General features: G+C 34.9%; 18 protein-coding genes and 4 pseudogenes. 15 read left to right on the top strand and 7 right to left on the bottom strand.

Annotated elements, in window-relative coordinates; translation table 11 throughout:
- Window positions 1-16: 16 nt before the first annotated feature.
- Genes H7O61_RS07025 through H7O61_RS07015 form a run of 3 tightly spaced genes read right to left on the bottom strand, consistent with a single transcriptional unit; the run spans window position 17 to window position 3668 of the window.
- Window positions 17-754, bottom strand: coding sequence for a fumarate reductase iron-sulfur subunit (locus H7O61_RS07025; protein WP_001282441.1), 738 nt, complete (start codon window positions 752-754; stop codon window positions 17-19).
- Window positions 747-2891, bottom strand: a complete 2145-nt coding sequence (locus tag H7O61_RS07020) for a fumarate reductase flavoprotein subunit (protein WP_187875544.1) — start codon at window positions 2889-2891, stop codon at window positions 747-749. Before H7O61_RS07020 ends, H7O61_RS07025 begins: the two co-directional genes overlap by 8 nt.
- Window positions 2892-2900: 9 nt before the next feature.
- Complete coding sequence (locus H7O61_RS07015) at window positions 2901-3668, bottom strand: fumarate reductase cytochrome b subunit (protein WP_001183641.1); 768 nt, start codon at window positions 3666-3668, stop codon at window positions 2901-2903.
- 214 nt (window positions 3669-3882) lie between these two features.
- Here H7O61_RS07015 and H7O61_RS07010 point away from each other — a divergent pair, with 214 nt between their 5' ends.
- Genes H7O61_RS07010 through lpxD form a run of 3 tightly spaced genes read left to right on the top strand, consistent with a single transcriptional unit; the run spans window position 3883 to window position 6440 of the window.
- A complete protein-coding gene (locus H7O61_RS07010) occupies window positions 3883-4587 on the top strand; it encodes a triose-phosphate isomerase (protein ID WP_079339482.1) in 705 nt (234 codons plus the stop codon).
- A gap of 9 nt (window positions 4588-4596) precedes the next feature.
- Window positions 4597-5430 (top strand): enoyl-ACP reductase FabI, encoded by an 834-nt coding sequence (fabI, locus tag H7O61_RS07005; protein ID WP_187875543.1) that lies wholly within the window; start codon window positions 4597-4599, stop codon window positions 5428-5430.
- Window positions 5430-6440 (top strand): UDP-3-O-(3-hydroxymyristoyl)glucosamine N-acyltransferase, encoded by a 1011-nt coding sequence (gene lpxD / locus H7O61_RS07000; RefSeq protein WP_000777138.1) that lies wholly within the window; start codon window positions 5430-5432, stop codon window positions 6438-6440. Before fabI ends, lpxD begins: the two co-directional genes overlap by 1 nt.
- A gap of 615 nt (window positions 6441-7055) precedes the next feature.
- On the opposite strand, the gene H7O61_RS06995 is transcribed toward lpxD, so the two are convergent.
- On the bottom strand, window positions 7056-7889 hold the full coding sequence (locus tag H7O61_RS06995) for a DNA-binding protein (protein WP_187875542.1): 834 nt from the start codon (window positions 7887-7889) through the stop codon (window positions 7056-7058).
- Between the two features lie 73 nt (window positions 7890-7962).
- Here H7O61_RS06995 and H7O61_RS06990 point away from each other — a divergent pair, with 73 nt between their 5' ends.
- The 11 genes and pseudogenes from H7O61_RS06990 (at window position 7963) to H7O61_RS06940 (ending at window position 20482) form a co-directional block, all read left to right on the top strand.
- Window positions 7963-8727: a hypothetical protein gene (locus H7O61_RS06990; protein WP_001929209.1), complete on the top strand. Its 765-nt coding sequence runs from the start codon at window positions 7963-7965 to the stop codon at window positions 8725-8727.
- Window positions 8728-8738: 11 nt separating this feature from the next.
- Window positions 8739-10655, top strand: coding sequence for a toprim domain-containing protein (locus H7O61_RS06985; RefSeq protein ID WP_079295605.1), 1917 nt, complete (start codon window positions 8739-8741; stop codon window positions 10653-10655).
- Window positions 10645-10947 carry a TrbC/VirB2 family protein gene (locus H7O61_RS06980; protein WP_000649847.1) on the top strand — a complete coding sequence of 101 codons (303 nt, stop codon included), beginning with the start codon at window positions 10645-10647 and terminating at the stop codon, window positions 10945-10947. Before H7O61_RS06985 ends, H7O61_RS06980 begins: the two co-directional genes overlap by 11 nt.
- Window positions 10948-11208 (top strand): hypothetical protein, encoded by a 261-nt coding sequence (locus tag H7O61_RS06975; protein ID WP_000602757.1) that lies wholly within the window; start codon window positions 10948-10950, stop codon window positions 11206-11208.
- A 12-nt stretch (window positions 11209-11220) separates the two neighbouring features.
- On the top strand, window positions 11221-13698 hold the full coding sequence (locus H7O61_RS06970; protein ID WP_187875541.1) for a VirB4 family type IV secretion/conjugal transfer ATPase: 2478 nt from the start codon (window positions 11221-11223) through the stop codon (window positions 13696-13698).
- Window positions 13691-15624 (top strand): annotated as a pseudogene (locus tag H7O61_RS06965) (type IA DNA topoisomerase). Before H7O61_RS06970 ends, H7O61_RS06965 begins: the two are co-directional and overlap by 8 nt.
- Window positions 15625-15753: 129 nt before the next feature.
- Window positions 15754-16740: a VirB8/TrbF family protein gene (locus H7O61_RS06960; protein WP_187875539.1), complete on the top strand. Its 987-nt coding sequence runs from the start codon at window positions 15754-15756 to the stop codon at window positions 16738-16740.
- Entirely contained in the window at window positions 16740-18275 is a 1536-nt protein-coding gene (locus H7O61_RS06955) for a TrbG/VirB9 family P-type conjugative transfer protein (RefSeq protein ID WP_187875538.1), read from the top strand. Before H7O61_RS06960 ends, H7O61_RS06955 begins: the two co-directional genes overlap by 1 nt.
- Window positions 18272-18556: pseudogene (locus H7O61_RS06950) on the top strand (DNA type IV secretion system protein ComB10); the annotation flags it as partial. The gene H7O61_RS06955 and the pseudogene H7O61_RS06950, both read left to right, overlap by 4 nt.
- Window positions 18545-18733, top strand: a pseudogene (locus H7O61_RS06945) (hypothetical protein); the annotation flags it as partial. The pseudogenes H7O61_RS06950 and H7O61_RS06945, both read left to right, overlap by 12 nt.
- Window positions 18734-20482: a type IV secretory system conjugative DNA transfer family protein gene (locus tag H7O61_RS06940; protein ID WP_165549937.1), complete on the top strand. Its 1749-nt coding sequence runs from the start codon at window positions 18734-18736 to the stop codon at window positions 20480-20482.
- A gap of 244 nt (window positions 20483-20726) precedes the next feature.
- Here H7O61_RS06940 and H7O61_RS06935 read toward each other — a convergent pair whose 3' ends face one another.
- Together H7O61_RS06935 and H7O61_RS06930 are read right to left on the bottom strand one after the other, a co-directional pair.
- Complete coding sequence (locus H7O61_RS06935) at window positions 20727-21008, bottom strand: type II toxin-antitoxin system RelE/ParE family toxin (protein ID WP_000921941.1); 282 nt, start codon at window positions 21006-21008, stop codon at window positions 20727-20729.
- Window positions 21001-21315, bottom strand: coding sequence for a hypothetical protein (locus H7O61_RS06930; protein ID WP_001929231.1), 315 nt, complete (start codon window positions 21313-21315; stop codon window positions 21001-21003). Before H7O61_RS06930 ends, H7O61_RS06935 begins: the two co-directional genes overlap by 8 nt.
- 432 nt (window positions 21316-21747) lie before the next feature.
- Here H7O61_RS06930 and H7O61_RS06925 point away from each other — a divergent pair, with 432 nt between their 5' ends.
- Window positions 21748-23661 carry a relaxase/mobilization nuclease domain-containing protein gene (locus H7O61_RS06925; RefSeq protein WP_079358227.1) on the top strand — a complete coding sequence of 638 codons (1914 nt, stop codon included), beginning with the start codon at window positions 21748-21750 and terminating at the stop codon, window positions 23659-23661.
- 24 nt (window positions 23662-23685) lie between these two features.
- On the opposite strand, the pseudogene H7O61_RS06920 reads toward H7O61_RS06925, so the two are convergent.
- A pseudogene (locus H7O61_RS06920) lies at window positions 23686-24198 on the bottom strand (hypothetical protein); the annotation flags it as partial.
- Window positions 24199-24322 lie beyond the last annotated feature (124 nt).

The raw sequence follows: 24322 nt of genomic DNA, 5'->3' as shown, positions 1-24322 counted from the left end.
AAACGACCCAAAGAAATTAGCGGCTTTTACCCACTTTCAACATTCGGTTACGCAAAGTAGCGATACTGCTTTGCAAGGGTAATTCTTTAGGGCAAGTGTCATGGCAAGCGATCAAGCTCATGCACCCAAAAACGCCATCATCATCGCCAACTAATTCATAAAAATCGTCATCGCTTCTTTCATCGTGGCTGTCAATCATGAAACGCATGGCTCTGTTCATGCCAGCAGCTCCAATGAAATTAGGGCGCATGAGTTTGGTCCCACAAGAAGCGATACAGCACCCGCATTCAATGCACCTGTCTAGTTCAAAGACTTCTTGGGCTTCATCAGGCTCAATCCTTTTTTCCGGCTTAGTAATATCCACTTCTTCTTTAGAATGCGCCCAGCTTTCCACCCTTTTAGTCATATCGCTAAACCAATCGCCGGTATTCACGCTCAAATCTTTAATGAGCGTAAAACTGGGCATGGGCATGAGCGTAATCACCCCGCTTTCAAAGCTAGAAGTTAGGGTTTTACAAGCCAATCTCGGTCTCCCATTAACCATCATCGCGCAAGAGCCGCAAATCCCAGCACGGCACACAAAATCAAAGCTCAAATCCGGATCTTGATGCTCTCTAATGAGGTTTAAAGCGATAAAGAGCGTCATGGATGGCGTTTCTTTCAATTGATACTCTTTAAAATGCGGCTTACTCACCGCACTTTGAGGGTCAAATTTTAACACTCTAACTACAATCGTTCGTTCATTATCACTCATGGTGTTCTCCTTTTAGATTAGCGTTGTGTTGGTCTAATAAATCATGGACATTGAAAGAATACAAATGTTCCCCCCTAGCCCTGACTTCTTCATCTTCTAAACGCATGTTCCTGGCTTTGTATTTTTCTTGCAATTCAAAAGGCATGAGCGCGTGTTGGACTTCTATCCTGTCTTTTCCGAGCTTTTCTAATTCTAAAATCGTTTTTAAAATCTCAGCGTCGCGCTCTTCTTTTTTGGGGTGGGGGATGAAATTACCCTTTTTGCCATAGCCCCTAAAATCAGGGCTGATTTCCATTTTCATCACATCTAATTCTTCGTATTCAATCGTGGGCATGTCTTGCTCAGCGTTAGGCCAGCTCGCTAAAGTCCGATTAAGCCATTTTTCATCATCTCTTTTAGGGTAATCAATCCTTGTGTGAGCCCCTCTGCTTTCGGTGCGCAGTAACGCTCCTTGAGTGATACAAAGCGCGAGTTTGAGCATTTTTTTCGTGCGGTAAGCGTCTTCTAATTCAGGGTTATTGTGTAAAACCTTGTTTTTCACGCAAATGTTTTTGGAGCGCGCATAAAGCTCTTGCAATTCTTTAAGGGCTTCTTCTAGCCTTTTGCCTTCCCTAAAAACGCCCACTTTTTCATCCATGACTTCTTTCATGCGCTCTCTAATTTCATACACGTCTTCCTTGCCTTCATTATGCAATAAAAAGTGCATGTAATCCTGGCTTTCTTTAATGAAAGCTTCAACCTTTTGCGTGTTGATTTCAATTTGCGCTTCCAAACAATGCGACGCGAAATAATCCCCTATGATCATGCCAGCGACCACCGCTTCACTCACAGAATTTCCCCCCAAGCGGTTAAACCCATGCAAATCCCAACATGCCGCTTCACCTGCGCAAAACAAGCCTTTTAAATGGGTTTCGCCTTTAGGGTTTGTCCTAACCCCACCCATAGAATAGTGTTGCATGGGCTTTATGGGGATCCAGCCTTTTTGCTTAGCCATCGCTTGCCCGTATTCAGGCTCATTTGCGGGCATTCCTTGCATGTTGTCTTTGGTTTGCTCTTCGCTATCAGCCGGATCAATGCCCGCAAAAGTCATGGCTATATCGCGCACATCCCTTAAGTTTTTTTCCACATGGTTACGCCCTAAAATAGCAATATCCAGCCACACATGATCCCCATAAGGCGATTTGGCTCCATAGCCTTTTTGGATATGCTCTAAAATCCGCCTTGAGACCACATCCCTACTCGCAAGCTCTTTTTTCTCCGGCTCATAAGCGGGCATGAAGCGTCTGCCAAACTTGTCTCTTAAAACGCCGCCATCGCCCCTACAACCTTCAGTCATTAAAATCCCGCTTGGCACTAAAGCGGTAGGGTGGAATTGCACCGCTTCCATGTTGCCTAATTTAGCCACGCCGGTTTCTAAAGCGCTCGCCGCCCCGGCTCCGTCGCAAATCACGGCGTTAGTGGTGTGTTTATACACGCGCCCATAACCTCCGGTAGCTAAAAGCGTGCCTTTAGAAACATACGCTGAAATTTCGCCTGTGATCAAATCCCTTACCACCGCCCCATAACATTTATTATCATGATGAATGAAAGCGAGCATGTCCTTTCTGTCTTGAATATCCACTTTGTGGTGTAAGGCTTCGTTAGCGACCGCATAGAGCATGGTATGCCCTGTAGCATCAGCCGTAAAGCATGTGCGCCATTTTTTAGTGCCGCCAAAATCACGGCTTAAGATATAACCATGCCTGTCGTCTCTTTCAGTGATAGTTACATGCTCACCATTGACGACCGCAGGCCTATCGCCCTTTTTAATCCTAGTCCAAGGCACCCCCCAACTGGCCAATTCCCTAATGGCTTTAGGGGCAGTGGTTACAAACATCCTAGCCACTTGCTGATCGCACCCCCAATCGCTCCCTTTAACCGTGTCTAAAAAGTGCAAATCTTCATTATCGCCCTCGCTTTTTTTAGCGTTCGCAAGGCTCGCTTGCATGCCCCCTTGAGCGGCTGCCGAGTGCGAACGCCTGACAGGCACTAGGCTTAAAACGATGGTGTTTAAACCCTTTTGTTTGCATGCGATACTAGCCCTTAACCCAGCCAATCCGCCTCCAATAATTAGCGCATCACAATATGTTATTTTCATTTTCTACCCTTATTCTTTGTGGAATTTCCCATCAGCTTCTATGGCTTCTTGCATGGTTTTAATGCCATTGTCCTTATTTTCTAAACCTTTTTTAATGTAAGCCCCATAGGTGCAAAGCCCTAAAACAATAAAAAACACGCTCATCGCCCATTTGATCTTCCTCAAGCCTTGAATGCTCACGTTCTTAAACCACCCCCATTTGATCGCTAAGCGATACAACCCGATAGAGCCATGCAATTCTACGGCAAACAATAAGAAAATATACAAAAGCCAAAAGTTTTGCGTTACAAAACGATAGCTTGAGCCATGAGGCCCGATGCTTTCAGGCTCTGTGAGCATGACAAACAGGTGGATACTCGCTAAGAAAAACATCGCAAACCCGGTTAAAGCTTGGATAAACCACAAACTCGTATCGCCATGCTTCATCAAATGCTTATGGGTTTTAAAAACCTTGTATTGCCTGTAATTGATAGGGAATTTTCTCAAGGCTAAAAAAGCATGCGCGACCAAAATAAGAATAACCCCTGCTGCAACCACGCTCACAATAGCCGGCTCGCCCGCTTTCAAAAACAGGCTCCCTTCAAAAAATTTCGCCACTTTATACATGGCTTCATCGCTAATTAAGATACTAGAGACCAAAAACATGTGCGCTATCATAAAGAGCGCTAAAATCAAGCCTGTAGCGCTCTGTAAAAAATCCAGCTTAGCGTAAATACCGCTCTTTTTAAGCCCTTTACTAGCGCCATAATAACCCTCTATAATCTCTTCTTGTTGCATAGAAACTGCTCCTAAAAACTCAAAATTAACCTAAAATCGCTTGACGCAAAAACACTGCCTTAATTTTACTACATTTGAAATAATTTTTCTTATAAACAAAACCTAAATTGAGAAAAAATTCAATTTCAGGGGGCTATTGTTTAAAATTTACATTTTTGAATGCTATTAGGTATAATAAGGGATAGTTACCACCTAATAGAATAAGGATCATTCAATGACAAAAATTGCCATGGCTAATTTCAAATCCGCTATGCCTGTTTTTAAAAGCCATGCGTATTTAAAAGAATTAGAAAAAACTTTAAAGCCGCAGCATTTTGATAGGGTGTTTGTATTCCCTGATTTTTTGGGGTTATTGCCTAATTCGTTTTTGCATTTCACTTTAGGAGCGCAAAACGCTTACCCTAGAGATTGTGGGGCTTTTACTGGTGAAATCACTTCCAAGCATTTAGAAGAATTGAAAATCCACACGCTTTTAATAGGGCATAGCGAGAGGCGAGCGCTTTTAAAGGAAAGCCCTAGCTTTTTGAAAGAAAAGTTTGATTTTTTTAAAGGTAAAAATTTTAAAATTGTCTATTGTATTGGCGAAGATTTAACGACCAGAGAAAAGGGTTTTAAAGCTGTAAAGGAATTTTTAAGCGAGCAATTAGAAACTATTGATCTTAATTATTCCAATTTGATTGTGGCTTATGAGCCTATTTGGGCGATTGGCACCAAAAAAAGCGCGTCTTTAGAAGATATTTACCTCACGCATGGTTTTTTAAAGCAAATCTTAAGCCAAAAAACGCCCTTATTGTATGGGGGGAGCGTGAATGCGCAAAACGCTAAAGAAATTTTAGGGATTGATAGCGTGGATGGCTTATTGATCGGAAGTGCGTCTTTGGAATTAGAAAATTTTAAAACAATCATTTCATTTTTATAAAGGAAAATCATGGGATTTTTAAAAGGTAAAAAAGGGCTTATTGTAGGGGTGGCAAACAATAAATCCATCGCTTATGGGATCGCTCAATCTTGCTTCAATCAAGGAGCTACTTTGGCTTTCACTTATTTGAGTGAGAGCTTAGAAAAGCGCGTGAGGCCTATAGCGCAGGAATTGAATAGCCCCTATGTGTATGAATTGGATGTGAGCAAAGAAGAGCATTTCAAGTCGCTATATAATAGCGTTAAAAAGGATTTAGGCTCATTGGATTTTATCGTTCATAGCGTGGCCTTTGCCCCTAAAGAGGCTTTAGAGGGGAGCTTATTGGAAACTTCTAAAAGCGCGTTTAACACCGCTATGGAAATTTCTGTTTATTCTTTAATAGAGCTGACAAACACCCTAAAACCCTTATTGAATAACGGGGCGTCTGTTTTAACTTTAAGCTATTTGGGCAGCACCAAATACATGGCGCATTACAATGTGATGGGGTTGGCTAAAGCAGCCCTAGAGAGCGCGGTGCGTTATTTAGCGGTGGATTTAGGCAAGCATCATATAAGGGTGAATGCCCTATCGGCCGGGCCTATCAGGACGCTCGCTTCTAGCGGGATCGCTGATTTTAGGATGATTTTAAAATGGAATGAAATCAACGCCCCTTTAAGGAAAAATGTGAGTTTAGAAGAAGTGGGCAATGCCGGGATGTATCTGCTCTCTAGCTTGTCTAATGGGGTGAGTGGGGAAGTGCATTTTGTGGATGCTGGCTATCATGTGATGGGCATGGGGGCTGTGGAAGAAAAAGATAATAAAGCTACGCTGTTGTGGGATTTGCAGAACAATAAGGGGTATTGATGAAATTAAGCGAATTGTTGAGCGCCTATTCTATTGAAACGGAATTTTCAAACGATTTTGAAGTGCATGCTTTAGCGGAATTAAATAAGGCTACGCCTAATGATATTAGCTATATTGACCAAGTGCGTTACCTTAAACTTTTAAAAGATTCCAAAGCCGGAGCGGTGTTTATCCGTAAAAAAGAATCTTCTAAAGTGCCAAAACGCATGCAAGCTTTAGTCGTGGATAACCCGCATTTAGCTTTTGCTAAAGCTTCGCATGCCTTTAAAATCCCTTTTTTTAAAAACCCAGAAAGCGTGATTGAGCCTAAACATTTTGAAAAAGTAACAATCATGCCTAATGTTGTGATTGGAGAGGGCGTGGAAATTGGCGAAAACTCTTTGATTTATCCGGGCGTGGTGATCGCTGATGGGGTCAAAATCGGTAAAAATTGCGTTTTGTATCCTCGTGTCATTTTGTATCAAAACACGATTTTAGAAGACAATGTTACTATCCATGCAGGCAGTGTGATCGGAGGCGATGGCTTTGGTTATGCGCACACCGCTTTAGGAGAGCATGTCAAAATTGAGCATGTGGGGATTGTTAGGATTCAAAAAAATGTGGAAATTGGGGCTAACACGGCGATTGATAGGGCGGTGTTTGGCGAGACTTTGATTAAAGAGGGCGTTAAGATTGATAACCTGGTTCAAATCGGGCATAATTGCGTTTTAGGCGAACACAGCATCGTCGTTTCTCAAGTGGGCTTGAGCGGCTCTACAACCACCGGCCGTAATGTGGTTTTTGGCGGTCAAGTGGGCATTGGAGGGCATTTGCATGTGGGTGAATTCACTCAAATTGGGGGTAAAAGCGCGGTGGGTAAAGACTTGCCCCCTAATACCAATTTTGCCGGAGCGATCCCTGCTATGGAAATCCATGAGTGGCACCATTTCTTAGCCCATTTAAGAACGAATTTCAGGAAACAGCAAAAAACGAGTTTGTTGCAAAAAGCTAAAGGGTTTTTTAAGTCTTAAAGAATGAAATAAGCTATAACTACACCACCACCAAAAAACACGCCCAAGCCCCAAAAACTCGCATCTGTCTTTTTTAAGTTTTTAGCTTTTTGTCTGTCTCAAATAACATTTTTAAAAATAACGATTTTAGTATAGTTATTTTTTGCTTCATTTGTCAAGTGCTTTTAAGCTCCACGAATAAGGACTAATGCACATTATAGCGTGGTTTTGTGTTTCTTATAGTATCTTTTTAAAATATACTTGAATTTTTAAACATTTTAAAAATATTGAAAACATTTAAAAAATGTAACACACATTAAAAACACACACAAAAACAAGATTTCTTTTTAAATTGTTTAATAAATTTAAAAACACTAATTAAAATTTAAAAACATTATTAACACACCACACACACCGCAAGACCGCCACACCACACAAGCAACTAATAAAAAAATAAACCCCTAAAACATTATTAAGAAAATAGGGGTGCTTATTATTTGGGCTGTGGCGTGGCTTTTGAAAACACCGCTAAACCCAACACAAAAACACCGCATGGGGCTTCACTTCCTAAAATCGCCCACGATAAAGGCAAAACGCTACCCACACCGCCCACGATAAAGGCAAAACGCTAACAAACTATCCCGCGCTATTATCTTCGTTAATGCTACCCACACCGCCCACGCTATCGCTATCATCGCTACCATTAGCTAACGCTAATAAATCGCTCATGTTCATTTGCGCTAAATTAGTGTTTTGATGGCTTTCTACAACCTGGATCTGATCTTTGCCAAACAAACTAACGCCCGCATCAATGAAAAGTTTAGAAACCTTTTCAGCCGCTACGATAATGTTAGCGCTATCCTTTTCGTTATTGGTCAAGCTCGATCGCTTAATCATCTTAATCAGCTCACCTCTAGCCACCACCGCACAAAATAAGATCTGTTTTTTGATATAAGCGGTATTCATCGCTTTCAATAAGAGTTCGTCGCTCGTGGTTTCTGTGATCGCTTCTAAAACGATCGGATCTAAGTTCAAGTGATCTAAGCTTTGTTTTAACACTTCTTTAACTTCTTCTTTTTTCGTGTCTAAAAACAAATCCATGTTTTTTTCGGTCAATTTATCGCCTAAAATCTCTTTAATTTCTTTTTCTTCTAAGTCCTTCGTGATCCTTCTTTTCATCCAGGTTTGGCGTGTTTTAATGTACCTTAAATAATTTTCGTTCATTTTGTATTTTTTCGCTAGTTCTCTTATGCTCATGCCTAGCGTTTCATACATCGCTCTTATTTCATTGAAAATTTTCCTACTCGTCCATTCGCCTTGATTGGCCCACTTGTTAAGCGTTTGTCGGCTGATGTTGAATTTAGCGGCGATCTCGCCTTGCGTGGCTAAAGTATCCTCATAAGCTTCCCTAACCGCTCGCTTTAAATCTATCTGTGAAAGGGCTTCATTTTCTTTTTTTTCTTCTTCCATTATTGGCTTTCATTCTTTAGAGAATGTAATTATTTATAGAACTCTTATCTAAGCTTCTTTTTAAAGGAAGTTTATGAAGTTTTTTAAAATCCCTAAACTGCACTTAAATTCTAAAGAGTGCCAAGAAATGTTTTTAGACAATGTTAAATTTTCCAAAAAGACACAACAATTTTATTTCCAAAACTATCCAAATGTTAATGTAGAAATCTTTAGAAAAGTTGTTGAAGATAGGTTTTATAGCACTTTATTTGGTGGGGTTGGGGCTAGAAGGCTTTATAGGGAGCTTTGTGAGCTTGCACTAAGTTCAAAAAGCAATAAAATTGCATTAAGTAGGCACTATTACACACAAGTGCATCAGTGTGTAGATAGGTCTTTAAGAAACGCAATCAATGATTTAGAAGCTCAAGGGTTAATTGAAGCGGTAAAAAATAAGCCAGGCTATGTGTATGTCTATTTAAAAGACTTCACAAAAAATAAGGAGTTTCAAGGGAGTAAATTCAATAAAAACACTCTCTCTTCCCCTTTTTTTTTAAGAATTATTAACTTTTTACAAAAGAACGCACAAAGGCTAAAAAGCGTGAAGTATAGAATTAATAACCAAATTTGCGAGCTTAAAGAGATCGTTTTTAGTAAATTCAGACAATTTAACAACTTGCTTTTTAGTTTTAATCCTCTAAATGACACACAGACAATTTTTACGCTTAATTATAAAAGCTTGAGCAAAAAAGCACTCCCCAGTAACAAATGCCCTTATCAAAAAGCTATTGTATTGAAAAATTTACAAAGAGCTTTTAATAGATTGAGCGTTAAATCTAAAGATTTAAGAGTATGCGCATAAAGGCTTAGATTATGGCTTATGTAAAGAACGCTTTATACTTACCACTAGATAGCCTTCTAGAAAAAAATGGCTATAGATTTAACACACAAAAAAGCACTAAAATTTGGAAAGTTTATAGCAGCGACAATGAAAAGATTCTTGTAAGACAAAACGCTAATTTTCAATGGTTTTATTTAAACTGCGACAATAAAGCTGATAGCGGTAATATTATCAATTTTTGTAAGAACAGAAATTTAGACTTAATAGGTTTTACGCAAGGCTTAAGCGTAAATGATAACACCATAAAAGAAAATACTCTTAGACTAGCCAATAAAGAAGCGGATAAATCTAAAGAGCAACAAAAAATTATTGATAAATTCAATCAATTTGAGCTTTATGATTTAACTAATTCCAAAATGTTAGAAAAAAGAAAGCTTAAGGGTAATCTCTTTTTAGCCTATAACCACTCTTTAAAAAAAGACAAGCATAACAACATGTGTGTACCTAACTTCTTATATTCTAAAAATAGCCATTCTAATAAAATCATTTCTTACACTAGACGCTTAGAAAATCCTATGACTAGCTTAAATAATCAAGTATTAAGCAGACCTATCAATGCCTTAAATAAGGGGGAAAAAGGTATAGAAATGCTTGCCCCTAAGGATTTAAAGCCGATTAAAAATATTGTTTTGAGTGAAAGCATTATTGATAGCATGAGTTATTTGCAACTAAGAAAGCTCAATGCTTATGAAAGTATTCTATTAAGCTGTAACGGGCAATTTAATGCTGAGAAATTGGACGCTTTTTTAGAAAAATTATTGAGCGATATTGAGCAATCTAAAAGCAAAGAATACGCTGACTATCTTAAAAAGGCTCAGAGCTTTGAATTGTATAAAGGTGCTCAAACGAGAACTGAAAATAAAACTAGCATCACTAGAGATAATTTAACTATCCATTTTTCAAGGGCTAAATATCCTAGTAGCACAGATTTTATGCCAGCTAAAGATTGGGTCAATGAAAGTGTGAAAAGTTTAGATGAATTAGTTAGGGTGATTACAAACTACCATTATTCAAGCGCGATTTATAAGAATAACTATAGAAACACCCATAACACCAAAGGCTTTTCTAACTTGCTTATTTTTGATATAGATAATGACAAAGATAAGCCTAATATTAGCCTAGAAGAAACTAAAAGTCTCTTTAAAAAGCATGGCATAGAAACGCTTATTATCCCATCAAGAAACCATAATAAAGAAAAGCACGGACATATTGCTGAAAGATTTAGAATCATTATCCCTACACAACAACCTATAGGTCAAGATTTTAATTGTAACAATGATTTTAGTGCCTTTAACAATCTTTGCGCTAAGGCTTTGGGTATTTATGACTACATAGATAAAAAAGTTTCTGTGGATCAATCAAGGGCGTATTATAAAAGTCCTAATGACGCAACGCCTATTATTTTAAAAGGACGCATTATGGATTTAACCCATTTAAAACAACAAGCAATGAGTAATTTATTTACACAGAATACGCAAATTCAAACCACAGAGCCTGAGCCTGTGAATAAACCTGATTTGTCTTTAAATATTGTTTTAGCCTATGACAATGATAAAAATGGACAAGTCTATACACAGATTAGTGAAGAAATCATTTATAAGCATACAGGAAATATGCCTAATGTTTTTATCCCATATTCTAAGGATTGTAACGATGACTTAAAACTAGCCAATTTGATCGGTAATGATCATATCAATAATGAAATGATAAAAAACTTTTTAGAAAGAATAGAGAAACAATCTTTGTTTTTTGATGGTGAGAAAAAAGAAAAATTAGAAGCTCTTAAAAATGAGTGCTTAGCCTTATTGAAACCACAAGAACAAACAATCTCACAAAACGACACAAAAGAAAATGAAAAACCAATTCAAGGAGTAGATTATGAAATGTAAAAATTTCAAAGAAAGAGCTTTGTATTTTATGCTGTTAGCTATACCCAATTTATTGTTGGCAAATGGCACTGGCGTGTGGCAGTCTAATGCGTTACAAACAATCATCAATTTTACTAGCGGTCCTTTTATGAAAGCAATAGGTGCAATTATTGTGATTTGTGTGGGTATTTATGTAGTTAAAAACCTAGACAGGTTAGGAGAAATTGCGTGGAAATGTATAGGAATAATTTTAGCCACTATTGCTATTGCAAACGCCCAAACTATTGCCACTAAATTATTTGGAGTTGGGTGAATGATTTTAAATTATGTAGAGACCATCAATGTTAGAGAAATATCTAAAAAAGAGAAGTTTTTAAAGCTTAATATGAATAGTTGGATAATTTCTTTTTTGAGCGCTTCTTTCTTATTTGTGTGGTCTTTATTGTATGGCGTGGTGCTATTGGTAGCATTGGTAACAATGTTTTACATATTAGAATTTTTTGATGAAGATATTACAAACATTATCTTGGCAAACCTAACGCTAAAAAATGACACTAAAGAATATTATGCTTAAAGGGTTTTAAAAATGTTTCTTGGTTTAGAGGGTTTTAAAAGACTTATTTTTAATTTTTTAAATTTTTGTATTCCTAGCCAATATTCTTTAGTTCAAGAAAACAATATCAATGGGAAATTTGATGAAAAGTTTGTGTTAACGCATAAAGGAAAATTAGTAGGAGCAATATCTTTATGTGGAATAACTTATTCAAATTTTGACAAAGAAGAGGTGGCTACACGATTTTTATACAGAACACAAGCTTTGAATGAATTGATAGATGGTGTTACGCTAAGAATTGTTGCTAAACGAAGAGATGTAAAAACTCAAACCATTTACAACAAAGATGGTGTGAGCAAGTACGCTAAAAAAATTGTTAATGCCTATGAAAAAAATAAAGAATTTTATATCACAACCTACTATTTAATTATTGAAACAAAAAGTGTCAATATAAAAGGGCTTTTAGAAAAGTGGAAAGCTAAAATGACTACTGATAAATATAAAAACAATGATGAAGAAGAGCCATTAAAAGATAATCCTAAAAACTCATATAAAGTGAAAAAGAATGCAATAGAAAATAAAGAATTGCAAGATAAAGCAACTCTTCTATCTGAAATTTTAAATAAGATGAGTTCTGTATTAACAGACTTTGAGCCTAAATTTTTAAGTTCAGACGCTTTATTGAATTTATATGCCGAATATTGTAATGGTCATTATTGTGATTTTAAATACAAACAAGGACGATTAAGCGATGGTAATATCCAGTCTCATTTGTATTTTAAAAAAGACCACTTTATACACGACTTTAACGGAATAGAGACTTTTAAGCGTTTTATTGCTGTGAAAGCTTATGATGTGGATAATATCACTTCTTTGGCTTTATCTAATCTTTTATGTGAAAAATTTAGCTTAGATATTTTTCTTACTATAGAAACTATGGATAAAGAAAGAGCTTTGTTTTTCATTAGAGAGCGTAAAAAACGCTCTAAAAACATTAGCTATCAAAATATAGACGATTTAGAACAAATGGTTTCTACTGACAGGGCGCAAATACAAAAGGTTAGTTTATCAATTATGGTTTTTGCTAATTCCAAAAAAGAATTAGATGAAAAATCAATTATTGTATATAACACTTTGAAGAAAGAAGGCTTTTCAGCGGTTTTAGAAAGCATTAACATGCGTCCTATATTTTTTTCATTTTTTCCTGAAAGAAATTTTTTAAATTCACGCCTAAGACCTCAAACTAGTCAAAATATTGCTAGTTTGATTATGTTTGAAAAATACCAAGAAGGCTTTAAAGAAAATAGCTGGGGGGATTGTCCTGTTAGCGTGTTTAAAAATCAAAATGGATCGGCTCACTTTTTCAATTTTCAAGCTAAACAGGGTAAAGATAAAAATGATAATGTTGTAGGGCATACCATGATAATTGGTAGCACAGGAAGTGGTAAATCTACTTTTATTAGTTTTTTAATCGCCAATTTACTGACTAAATACGATATGAGCGTGGTAGCTCTTGACAGAATGAATGGATTAGAAATTATGACTGACTTTTTTGAAGGTCAATACAATACTGCTAATACAGATGGTGGTTTTTATATCAATCCTTTTAGTTTAAAAGACTCAGAAGAAAATAGGCAATTTCTGGCAAACTGGATTAAATTCATGCTTAACATTGATAGCGATAACCAACAAGATAATAAGGCTTCTCAGTCTATAGATAAGGTTATTAGAGATACTTATAATTATATGGGCGACCAGAAAAATCAAATCAACTTATTAGAAATTGCCAAAAATTTAGGATCTAGCGAACAAGATTTTAATGAGATTTTAAAATCACAAGGGGAAAAAATCTATTTTAAAAATTTTCAAGATTGTTTGGATTTTTCTAAAAGCCCTTTAAGCGTGATCAATATGGATGCTTTTGCTAATGATAAAAAACTTATGGGGCTAATTGCTATGTATTTGTTCCACAAATTGTTTTTTGAAGCAAAAGAACACAACAAACCTTTTTTTCTATTCATTGATGAAACTAAAGACTACATTATGCATCCTATAATGTTTGCCTATATCACTAACGCGCTCGCTCAAGCTAGAAAAATCAACGGAACACTTTGCATGGCGTTTCAAAAAATATCTCAAGTCAAAGAATTAGGCATTGATAAAGCAAAGAGTTTGATAGGCAACCTTTCTCAAGTGATTATCTACCCCACAAAAGATACTGATGAACTAATAGAATGTGGCGTCCCATTAAGCGATAGTGAAATCAATTTCTTGCACAACACGGATATGAGAGCCAGACAAGTACTAGTGAAAAATATCGTTACAAACGCTTCAGCTTTTATTGAAATTGATTTAAAAAAAGATTTGCAAGAACTACTTTATATCCTTGATAGCAATGCTGGTAATAGAAAAATCCTCAATGATCTTAAAAAAACAAACCAAGAAACTTACAAGGAAGAGTATTTAAAAACTAAAATGAAAAAAGAAAGCGAGAAAGTTCAATATGTATAAAAACTGCATATTTATCATAGAAAGTCCTAATAAAATCACTAAAATCAAAGAATTAACAGGAAGTTCATTTGTTTTTGCAACTGGTGGGCATTTTGTTGAGTTAGTCAATATTGAAGTGAATAAAGAATTTAACCCTATTTTTGAAATCAAAAAAAGCACGGATAAGAAAAAAGATAGATCCACTCATATCAACCACATGATCAATCAATGTAAAGACAAAGTGGTCTATATTGCTACTGACCCTGATAGAGAAGGTTATGGCATAGGTTATAAATTTTATGAAAAAATCAAAAATATAGCTAAAACAATTTATCGCACGGAGTTTCATGAAATCACAAAAAGCGGTGTGGAAAAAGGCTTGAACAATGCTGTGCTATTTTCTCAAAGCAATCTCAATCTCTATTATAGCTGGCTAGGTAGGATTGTAAGCGATCAATTTATAGGCTTTACTTTAACGCCTTATTTGCGCAAAAATATTAAGAATTTTGAAGTGAGTGCTGGTAGGGTTCAAACCCCTGCTCTTTCCATTTTAGTAGAATTAGACAAAAAAATCCAAGACTTTGAACAAAAGAATAATGATGAGAAATTAAGTTATAGCATAGAAGCTATTATTGATGCGCTAGGTTCTCAAATCTCTATTACTTTAGTAGAAGAGGATAAAAGGAAAGTGTTTGAGACTAAAGAATTAGCCCAAAATTTTTTAAATGACTTAAAAAACAATCTTAACCCATTAGCTTTTTTAGACGCAATAGAGCAAAAAGATAAAGAAAAAGCTCCACCTAAACCTTTCACCACTTCTAATCTTTTAAAAGATGGGGCTAGAATTTTAGGGATGGGAGTTAAGCAAATCCAAGAACACGCCCAAAAACTTTTTGAAGTTGGATTGATTACTTATATTCGCACCGATAGCGAATCATTAAGCAAAGAATATTTGCAAAAGCATGAAGAGTTTTTTGAAAGTATTTATCCTAGCGTGTATGAATACAGAGAATATAAGGCTGGTAAAAATTCACAAGCTGAAGCGCATGAGGCTATAAGAATTACACGCCCTCACTGCTATGAAGATCTTAAAAAAGTGTGTGAGGAACACAATATTACAGATATTGATGATTTAAAAGTCTATACGCTTATCTTTTTTAACACCATTTGTTCTCAAAGTAAAAACGCTATTTATGAAAACACAACTTTAAACTTTAAGGTAAAAACGCACAGCTTTAAATGCAGTTTTAGCCAACTCAAATCTAAAGGCTTTAAAGCGATTAAAGACTTAGAAGAAGAAAAGAAAGATGAAGAAGAGATTGAAAGCGATCTTGATTTTTCAAGCTTGCAATTAAAAACTCAAATGCCTATTTTAGATTTCAATATCAAAGAAATAAAAGCTAAAGCTCCTAGCCCTTATACTGAAAGCACTTTTATTGCAATGATGGAAACCTATGGCATAGGAAGACCTAGCACTTATACAAGTATATTTGAGACCTTGAAAAACAAAAATTACATCACATTAGAGGGCAAAAATAGAAAAATCACACCCACAGCTTTGGGTAAAAGCATCGTTGATTTCTTCTTAAATGATAGCCAAACGCAATGGATTGCTATTTCTAAAGTGGATGATAGTTTTACAAAAAAATTAGAAGAAATGCTAGATGTGATTATAAAAGATGGTAAAAGCGCTTATCTTGATTTAATGCAAAATATCCAAAAGAAATTAGGCACAGAAATTTCTAACTTATATAGAAATAATAGCAATAACAACGCTTCTGCTGCAAAAAAAGAAATGATACCTCCCACTGAAAAACAGCTTAATTTTGTAGAAACTATAGAAAAACTCTTCAAATAAAAGCTTCTGATATGATAAAAAAAGACAAGTTTGCGTGCATGAAGTTTATAGAAGAACATAGTCAAAAAATGCCTAAAAAGGATAAGTGATGGTATTAAAACTTGTATCTATTTGCTATGTAATAATTATTCTTATGGGTTGTTCCAATAAACAATATGAAATGTATAAAAGCCCTTGCGCGAACTTAGAAAATATTCAAAAAGGCTTTAAGGCATAAAATGGAAAAAGTTTGCATGAGTGCGTGGGGGTTGCCTAAGGTTTTAGAAGAAAGATTAAAAGAAAAATATGGCGATGATTGGGAAAAATATGTTAAGACTAAAGCAATAAACGAAGAAGAGCTTGAAGAACAAGTCAAATCTAAAGCCAAAGAGCAACAAAAGACACAAAGAGAAAGAAGACTCAATGGATTTTTAAAAAAAGTTGGCTTAAAAAAGCGTGATTTATTACAAAGCACTATGCTGTTTGATGGAGTCAAAGAAGCTGATGCGCTTTTTCAAGCAGAGCGTAAAATTGGCGATTGGATTTTTAGCAGTGCGGTGTTCTTTTTTGCTCTAGCTCTTATAGAAGCCATTATTATTGTATGCTTATTGCCCTTAAAAGAAAAAGTGCCTTATTGGGTAACCTTTTCAAACGCTACACAAAATTTTGCCATAGTCCAAAGAGCAGACAAGAGCATTCGTGCCAATCAAGCGCTCGTGAGACAATTGGTAGCATCTTATGTCAATAATAGAGAAAATATTTCAAGTATAAAAGAGCAAAACGAAATAGCTCACGAAACCATTAGGTTGCAAAGCGCATTTGAAGTATGGGATTTTTTTGAAAAACTTGTTTCTTATGAACATAGCATTTACACTAATGTAAATCTAACACGAAAAATTAGCATTATCAATATCGCTTTAATCAGTAAAACCCAAGCCAATATTGAAATATCCGCACAACTTTTTAATAAAGAAAAGTTAGAAAGCTTAAAGCGTTATAGAATAATTATGACCTTTGAATTTGAACCTATTGAAATTGATACAAAATCTGTTCCCTTAAACCCTACAGGCTTTATTGTTACAGGTTATGATGTGACTGAAATTGCGATTTTAAAAGATTTAGATGAGAAAAATAAAGTCAAAGATGATGGTGTGAAATCTAGGATTATCCATACCGAGAAAAAAGACCCTCACATGAGCCAGTATAAAGATGTTAAGGAACAATAATGGAAAAATTTACTCTATCGCTATTTTTGTATTGCGCTTTACTTAGCGCTGAAGAGGATATTTTTAGGAACAACACAAATGAAACTGATCTTACAAATTCTTTTGAACATGGCAAAGAAAACAACAATCTTATCCTAGCAAAATCTGATAGTTTAGAAAGTTTCAAAGAACAAGAAAACAAAGAAAAAGCCAAACAGCTTATGGATTTAAAGGCCCTACAGAGCGTGTATTTTTCTAAAAATAGAAAATTGCAAGACAATAATTTCAATGTCTTATATGTGGCAGGCAACACCAATAAAATCCGCTTGCGCTATGCGATGACCACTACTTTTATTTTTGATAATGATCCTATTATCTATGTGAGTTTAGGAGATCCTAGCGGTTTTGAACTCACTTATCCTACTAATGATCATTACGATTTGTCTAACATGCTAGTGATCAAGCCGTTACTTATAGGGGTGGATACGAACCTAACCGTAGTCGGAGCGAGCGGCACAATTTATACCTTTTACTTGTTTAGTACCACTTACACCAGCAAGTTTCAAAGCTATTTTTCAGTGTTTGTTTCTAATAAAAGATCTATTGGCAAGCTCAATATTTTGTCTAAGAGCGAGTTAGAAAAAAGGGAGCAAGAACAATTGGCTAAAACAGAAACAGATAACTTTAATAAACAAGATAAGCACAAGCTTGACTACAGAAAAATCAATTATGAGAGCAAGGAAATTGATGATGGCAAGTTTATAAGAATTGGAGATGAAGTCAATCACATTTTCATTGAAAAAGCTAAAATCAATCGTGGTTATTTGCAAAACCCCAAACACAAACGCACCTGGTGGAGTTTGTGGCTCTATAAAAAACCCAGTGATGACGCGCTTGATATAAAGGCGCTAGATGTCTTTGATGATGGCAAATACACTTATTTTAGATATGACAGGGATCAAGCCTTTTCAAAATTTCCTTACACCTATAAGGTTGTAGATGGGTATGATAATCCTATCAATAGCCGTGTGGTAGGGAATTACATTATTGCTGAAGACGTTTCTAAAAAATGGACTTTAAGGAGCGGTAAGGAATACGTGTGCGTGAGAAGAGACAAGCGCAAATACCAAAAGTCTAAGGACTTCATGCTTTTAAAAAGGCTTTTAGAGCAAGATGAAGCCATGAAAGCCAAACGAAACAACATGCATTTGATTGAAGACACTACGCCTCAACCTAAAAATGCCATTAGCGTAACGGAGTTGTTAACTCAAATCAAAAACCAAACTCCAAGCAAAGAATGCCGAGCCTTAAATGAAGAAGAAGTTAAAACTTTAGAAGAGGTTAAAAACATCATAAAAGCTCCTAAGCCTTTGCAAAAAGATTTGAAAAACAAGCTCAAAAAACACACCATCAAAACCCAGTATTGCGTGCCTATCCCTTATATTGAAAGACTAAAAACCACTGATGGTTTAGAGAAGCATCAAAAGGGGTTAAATAACACCAAAAAACAAAATCAAGCGAACCCTATTAAAGGGGATAAAGAAAACAAGAAATGAAAAAACTTCTTTTACTCTTGGAGCATAAGATCGTAAAAATTGGATTAATTATTGTGATTGTGTTAGTGGGTTTTTTTCTTTTTTATGAACAAGAAATCAAAGAAAAAGCTGTTAATGTTTCTCAAGGTAAATTCCCTACTTCGTCTTATTTGTTTCAAGCTTACGAAGGCATTAAGAATAAAATAGATGCTATCAATGAAGTGAAACCAAACGATGAAACTAAAAGCGTTAATGAGAATATAGAAAAAACACAAAAAGATTTAGATGTTTTTAAGCTATTGCCTATTTTTACAGGGTGTATATTTTATGAAGTTTATCAATTTGCCAAGAAAAGACCTAAGGTTTTCTTTACGATCTTATCCTTTTTAGTAGTGATTTGTGTCTTAATCTTTGTATTTAGGGGATTTTTAAGTGTAAAACTAACGCCATTTATGAAATATCTAAAAGGATTATTTTAAATGAGAGAAAAGTCCAAAACATTAAAAGATAAATTTAAAGATAAAACTAGCAATTTATTCCATAAGCTTAATAGCATTCAAAAAGACTATTACACTAAAATGCTTCCTAAGGCTTGCAAAGATGTCTTTACGCTAGGGTCTTCTAAAAGTTATCCTATGACTTTAAATTTTGACAAAGGTTTTTGTGTGGGGCTATATAAAGGTTTAAATTCGCTTAAGCCTACTTATTATGATGCTCCGCTTTCTACTTTAATCATCGCTCCTCCTGGAAGTGGTAAAACCGCAGCTGTGGCTGTTCCTAATCTTTTAAGCGTGCCTAGCTCTTGTGTGGTGTTAGATATTAAAGGGGAGTTATTTGATTTGACAGCTGGTTACAGACAACAAGTTCTAAAAAATAAAATTTTTGTATTTGATCCCTTAGGAAATGATAACACGCTTAAATTCAATCCGTTTGACAAACGCATCGTAGAAAAATTAGATTTTAACAGAAAGCGAAGGCTTGTAGATGAAGTGGGCAATACTATTTTTGCTGAAGATGGGGCAAATAAAGACCCCCATTGGACACAACAAGCTAAAAATTTATTTGTCTTTTACGCTCTTTATGATTTGTGCGTGCATAACACCAGTACCTTTTTTGAAATTGCAAGCGCTCCTATAAAAAATTATGTCCCTCTAATCAATCCACAAAGCCGATTTTATACTGAATTATATGAATGTCAAAGTAGCGATAGTGGTTTTGTTAAAGAGAATGGGCGTTATATGGCTAAAGTAGAAAATGGCGTTAAAAAAATGAAACCTAATGTCAATGTGGAATTGCTATGGTATAAACAAGTAGCCGAACAAGTCTATACTGACCCAGAAAATCCTAAAAATTATGATGGCTCTGTGAATCATTTAGAAAAAGACGATCAAGGCAATATTATAATGAAAGAGGGTATGTTAGACCCCATTATTAGAAACGAAGCGAACAGATGGGCTAAAGCAAATGACAAAGAGTTTGCGAGTATTAAATCAGTTTATAGCCGTTTTATGCAAGTCTTTACAAGCTATCAAGTTAAAAGCGCTACAGACAGCATGAGTTTTAAATACGAGGACTTAAGGACTGACAATATTTCACTCTATATTAAGATCGCTCAAACAGATATTGACACGCTCGCACCGCTTATCCGTATCCTTTTGGAAAGTATTGCTAAAAATCTTTTATTGAAAGAGAGTAAGAAATTTGAAGAAAGGGTTTATCTCTTTTTAGATGAATTTGTGCGTTTTGGTAAATTGCCTTTTTTGTTAGAAATGCCCGCATTGAGCAGAAGCTATGGTGTGGTTTTAATTTTTATCACGCAATCCAACGCTCTTATTGAAAAATATTATGGTAGAGAAGACGCAAGAATTGTTAATAGCACCGTGGCTTATAAAGTAATTTTCAAGATGGATGATTTAGAATACGCTAAGCAAGTGAGCGAAGAAATCGGCAAGATGACTAGAAAAACACGAAGCCACTCTACAGAAAAAGGACAGCTCATTACTGGAGGGACTTCTAGTATAGGAAAAGAAGCGTGGGACTTATTGAGCGCGCAAGACATCATGAATATTGATAAAGATGAAGTGATCATTTTAGTGAGCGGTCATAAGGCCAAACCCTTAAAATTAAAAGCGAATTATTATTTCAAAAACAAAGAATTACTCTCTCGTATTAACTGGGAAGTCAAACCCAATGAAGAAGTGTTTGATGAGTTAAAAAAGGATGTATGAATATTTTAATTGCTTTTTAAAAATCGCTTTCTGCAACTTTTTATCCTTGTTGTTAAAAGGAATACGCTGATTTATAGTGCAAACTTGCATGAGTAAGATTTAAAATAAAGATTAACATTTTTGTAGTGTGGCTTAGCACAACTTATTTTTAGAAATTAGCATGTTTTATTTTAAAGTTAGCGCGATTTAAATTAAAATTTAGCACGGATGGTTGTATGGATAAATTTTCTTGTATATTGTTTGATCACTTTTTAAATAGCTCGCTATGAGTGTCTAGACGCAATAAAACAAGTTCGTTTTCTTGTTTTTTGATTTCATAAATCAATAACAAGTTTGGCTTGACATGGCATTCTCTCAACCCTTTAAGATTGCCGCTCAAGGCGTGGTCACAATATTTTTGTTGGAGTGGCTTTTGTTCTTTTAGGCAATCAACAACGCTTGTAACATCGCTTTCTGTAATACGCCCAGACAAGATATGCTTATTAAAGTCTTTAAGAAAATCTTTCTTAGTTCTGACTTTAAGTATCATGCCTTTCTCTTTCTTGTCTTGCTATTTGTAAAAAATCATTGAAGTCTCCAAACGAAACATCGTATTCTGGGTCATCTTTTGAGTTAATCGTATTTAACAGGCTTTGTGTGGGTTCTTTTTCTTGAGAATGTTTTTGGGCTAAAACCTGTCTGATCATTTGTTCTTGCAATTCACACTCTTGGATTTTTTTTATCGCTTTATTTTTATCCCCTTCTGCCTTAAGCAATTGTTTTTCAATGGAGTTTAAAAAATGTTGCAGTTGCTTTTCATTGTATTGCGAGTAATCTGTAATAATATTTGGCATATTGAACTCCTTTTTAATGAACTCCTTTTTAATAAATGATAGTTAGTGCAACTTGTTTTCATTTTAGTGCAACTTGTCATAACCTTTAGCGTTATTTTCATTGATTCTTTCTCTCAATCAAAAATCGCACCCATTTCAACGCCTTTTATCTCCCCCTTTTTCTTGTCAAGATAGATTATAGCCCAAATTCTTGTAAAAAATTGGTTTGAAAAGAATCAATTGAAAGTTTTAAAATAAGTTTTTTTTGATTAAGTTTGATTTAAGAATATCTTAAAAGTGCGTGTTTTAGCCACCTGCAAGGTCAAATTGACTTCAATTTTTACGGAATTGAAGTGTTATCCTGCACTTTAAAAAGGGGGAATAATAATGTAGAATAAGATCTAAAAATTAAAACAAGCGGCAAAGTTTTTGGGAGAATAAAATTACAATAAAATGGCGTTAGAAAAAAGTTATAGTAAAGATTTTGAAAGCGATGAGCTTTTTGATTATGAGATCATCAAGCCCAAAAAGACGCTTAAGATACAATACACTTATACTAAACGCTATTGTGAAGAAGCAGAAAAGTTTGCTAAAAATTTAACCCAACTCACACAAGAAGAATTTATGCGTTTAAGAGAGCCGCAAAAACAAGTGGTCATCAAGAATATAGGCAACATGACACGCTTGCATTCAAAAAGGGCTATGGATTATATCGCTAAGCATGGCGAGTTGGTGAGAGATGAATTTTTTAGTGCAGTTGATTATGATGATATAGCAGAGCAATGGAATGAGCAATTTGAAAGAATATTAAAAAAGAATAGCCGTATTAAAAATTGCACTTTACATTTAGTGTTTAGCATTGATGAAAATTGTAATGAAAAAAATTTAAAAGTTTTGGAATTAAGCGTGTATCAAACACTCACTAACACGCTAGGTTATGATTATCCTTTTATAATAAAACTCCATGCACACCAAAACAATCCGCATGCGCATGTGATTATCAACAAAACTAACAAAATTACCAATAAGCAACTACGCTTTCATTCTAAAGACAGCTGTAAAGAGTTTTACCACACACTGAGAGAAACATTTAAAAATTATTTGTTTGCTAACTCAAAAGGCGAATTGCAATATTCTAACACGCCCAATATTCATAAGGCGATTAAAAGTATAGAAACAGAGTTAGATACGCTAGAAACACAAGCTAGAAACAATAAGAGTTTTAGGCATGAAAACTATTTTTATAAAGTTTTGGGCAGTGCGACTTTTCAAATAGAAAGTTTGAAAAAAAGAGAAAATGCCTTATCTGATCATTTAGATAGTCTAAAAAATCTATTAGAAAAAACACATTGGGAAAAAGAAAATTTCACGCCCCCTACAAATGAAAAAGAACTTAACAGGCAACTTAAAGAAATAAAATGGCTCAATAAAGAAACTCCAACTTCTAAAAACACTTATAAAAAAATTCAAAAATTAGCTGTCTGTAAAAGCCCTTTAATAAAAGATTATTTTTATACCATTAAAAAACTTTTTGCCACACAAAAAAAGATTATAGATTTAGAAAAAGATTATAAAGATTTAAGAGCCTTAAAGGAAGAATTTAGCAAAGATTTAGAAACTGATTTATCCCATTCAAAAAAACGCTTTGAGCTTTACACTAAATTAAAAAGCATGAGCAAAGTTTTCATAAGTAAGAGTATTGTTAAAAATTTAGAAAAAATTGCTTTAGATTTTAAAAGCGATAGACATAGTATTTCACAAAGAGCTTTTGAATTTTTTAGGTATATGAATTATCAAAATTTAAGCTTGACTGATAAAAGTAATATGTTTTTAGTAGCTAAGTTTTTTAAAGATAGTGCTTTACTTGTTAGTATTGCTCGGCTTGAAATAAAAAAGATAGATGATAACGTTAGAAATTCTAGCCCACAAGACAATTTGTTAGACAGACAGGCTTGGCTCAATCTTTTAGGACATTTAAAAAGACTTGAAGAGGAAAATTATTGTTTTGCTAAGAAAAGAAAAGAATTCTTAGAGACTAGAGCGATGGAGCTATCAAAAGATTTGAAATTTTTAACGCAAGCTAATGAAAATGATTTGCCCATTTATGAAAGAGGGCAAAGGGATAAAATCATCAAACGCTGTGAAAAATCGCTTAATTTTTTACAGAAAGAGTTGCAATGTTTTAAAACTTTATCAAAAAAAGCAAGTATAGCTTTAGAAAACTTGCAAAATAACCATCAAATCACAGCCATTGCACAAACCACACAAGAAAGCACAAACACGCTCAAAAAAATACCACTCAAAGATTTTAACAAAACTACTAATGAGCTTATAAACCCTAACAATAACTATGAAATGGATTTTTAAAACCATCCATAAAATTAAGTAACTTTACTTAGCGTATTTTTTAACCAACTCTTCTAAAGTGAAGCCTTTGTTATCGTCTCTCAATTGCTCTTTTTGGCATTGTGAAACATTTTGCTCCATTTCTTCTTTAGTGTTAGAAGTGTCTAAAAGGCAAGTTTTTAAGTCTTTTTGGTAATCTTGCATGAATTTGTCAAAGCGCTCTTTGTTGTTATAGATTTTGGCTTGCGATTGGGTGCAGCTCTCTTTAAGGCTGATAAACTCTTCTTTTTTGTGTTCGTTATGCTCCATGCAAATATCTGCAGCAAAAGCGATCAAGACACCTTTATTCTTTCTCAATAACCCCGCAGATTGAATAGCCATTTTATCCGCATCAATAAAAGGGCTTTGCTTTTCTAATTTAGGGTTCATATCCAAAGCGATTTCTTTCAAGCTCTTATTGTCTAAATGCGTTCTTTGGCAATGGGTGGATTTTTTATAAGGGCTTATAAAAACGCCATTCATCAGAGCGGCTTTTTCTAATTGGGGATCAATATTTTTAAAACCACCCAAGCAGAAATCCCAAATATCTTTAGTGTTTGGGATGAATGCTTTAGTTCCGCTAGGAACTATATAAAAACCTTAAGTGAAACTAACCTTGATTTTCTATATACGCCTTGATAGT

It is taken from the genome of Helicobacter pylori, from assembly GCF_014496965.1.
Classification (GTDB): domain Bacteria; phylum Campylobacterota; class Campylobacteria; order Campylobacterales; family Helicobacteraceae; genus Helicobacter; species Helicobacter pylori_CZ.
This window is presented reverse-complemented; position numbering and strand designations above follow the sequence as displayed.

Coding starts and splice junctions, on each gene's coding strand:
- H7O61_RS06940 (WP_165549937.1), top strand. CDS start 18,734: ATGAGAGAAAAGTCCAAAACATTAAAAGATAAATTTAAAGATAAAACT.
- H7O61_RS06985 (WP_079295605.1), top strand. CDS start 8,739: ATGGCTTATGTAAAGAACGCTTTATACTTACCACTAGATAGCCTTCTA.
- H7O61_RS06975 (WP_000602757.1), top strand. CDS start 10,948: ATGATTTTAAATTATGTAGAGACCATCAATGTTAGAGAAATATCTAAA.
- H7O61_RS06960 (WP_187875539.1), top strand. CDS start 15,754: ATGGAAAAAGTTTGCATGAGTGCGTGGGGGTTGCCTAAGGTTTTAGAA.
- H7O61_RS06970 (WP_187875541.1), top strand. CDS start 11,221: ATGTTTCTTGGTTTAGAGGGTTTTAAAAGACTTATTTTTAATTTTTTA.
- H7O61_RS06995 (WP_187875542.1), bottom strand. CDS start 7,889: ATGGAAGAAGAAAAAAAAGAAAATGAAGCCCTTTCACAGATAGATTTA.
- fabI (WP_187875543.1), top strand. CDS start 4,597: ATGGGATTTTTAAAAGGTAAAAAAGGGCTTATTGTAGGGGTGGCAAAC.
- H7O61_RS07015 (WP_001183641.1), bottom strand. CDS start 3,668: ATGCAACAAGAAGAGATTATAGAGGGTTATTATGGCGCTAGTAAAGGG.
- H7O61_RS06980 (WP_000649847.1), top strand. CDS start 10,645: ATGAAATGTAAAAATTTCAAAGAAAGAGCTTTGTATTTTATGCTGTTA.
- H7O61_RS07025 (WP_001282441.1), bottom strand. CDS start 754: ATGAGTGATAATGAACGAACGATTGTAGTTAGAGTGTTAAAATTTGAC.
- H7O61_RS06925 (WP_079358227.1), top strand. CDS start 21,748: ATGGCGTTAGAAAAAAGTTATAGTAAAGATTTTGAAAGCGATGAGCTT.
- H7O61_RS07010 (WP_079339482.1), top strand. CDS start 3,883: ATGACAAAAATTGCCATGGCTAATTTCAAATCCGCTATGCCTGTTTTT.
- H7O61_RS07020 (WP_187875544.1), bottom strand. CDS start 2,891: ATGAAAATAACATATTGTGATGCGCTAATTATTGGAGGCGGATTGGCT.
- H7O61_RS06955 (WP_187875538.1), top strand. CDS start 16,740: ATGGAAAAATTTACTCTATCGCTATTTTTGTATTGCGCTTTACTTAGC.
- H7O61_RS06990 (WP_001929209.1), top strand. CDS start 7,963: ATGAAGTTTTTTAAAATCCCTAAACTGCACTTAAATTCTAAAGAGTGC.
- lpxD (WP_000777138.1), top strand. CDS start 5,430: ATGAAATTAAGCGAATTGTTGAGCGCCTATTCTATTGAAACGGAATTT.
- H7O61_RS06930 (WP_001929231.1), bottom strand. CDS start 21,315: ATGCCAAATATTATTACAGATTACTCGCAATACAATGAAAAGCAACTG.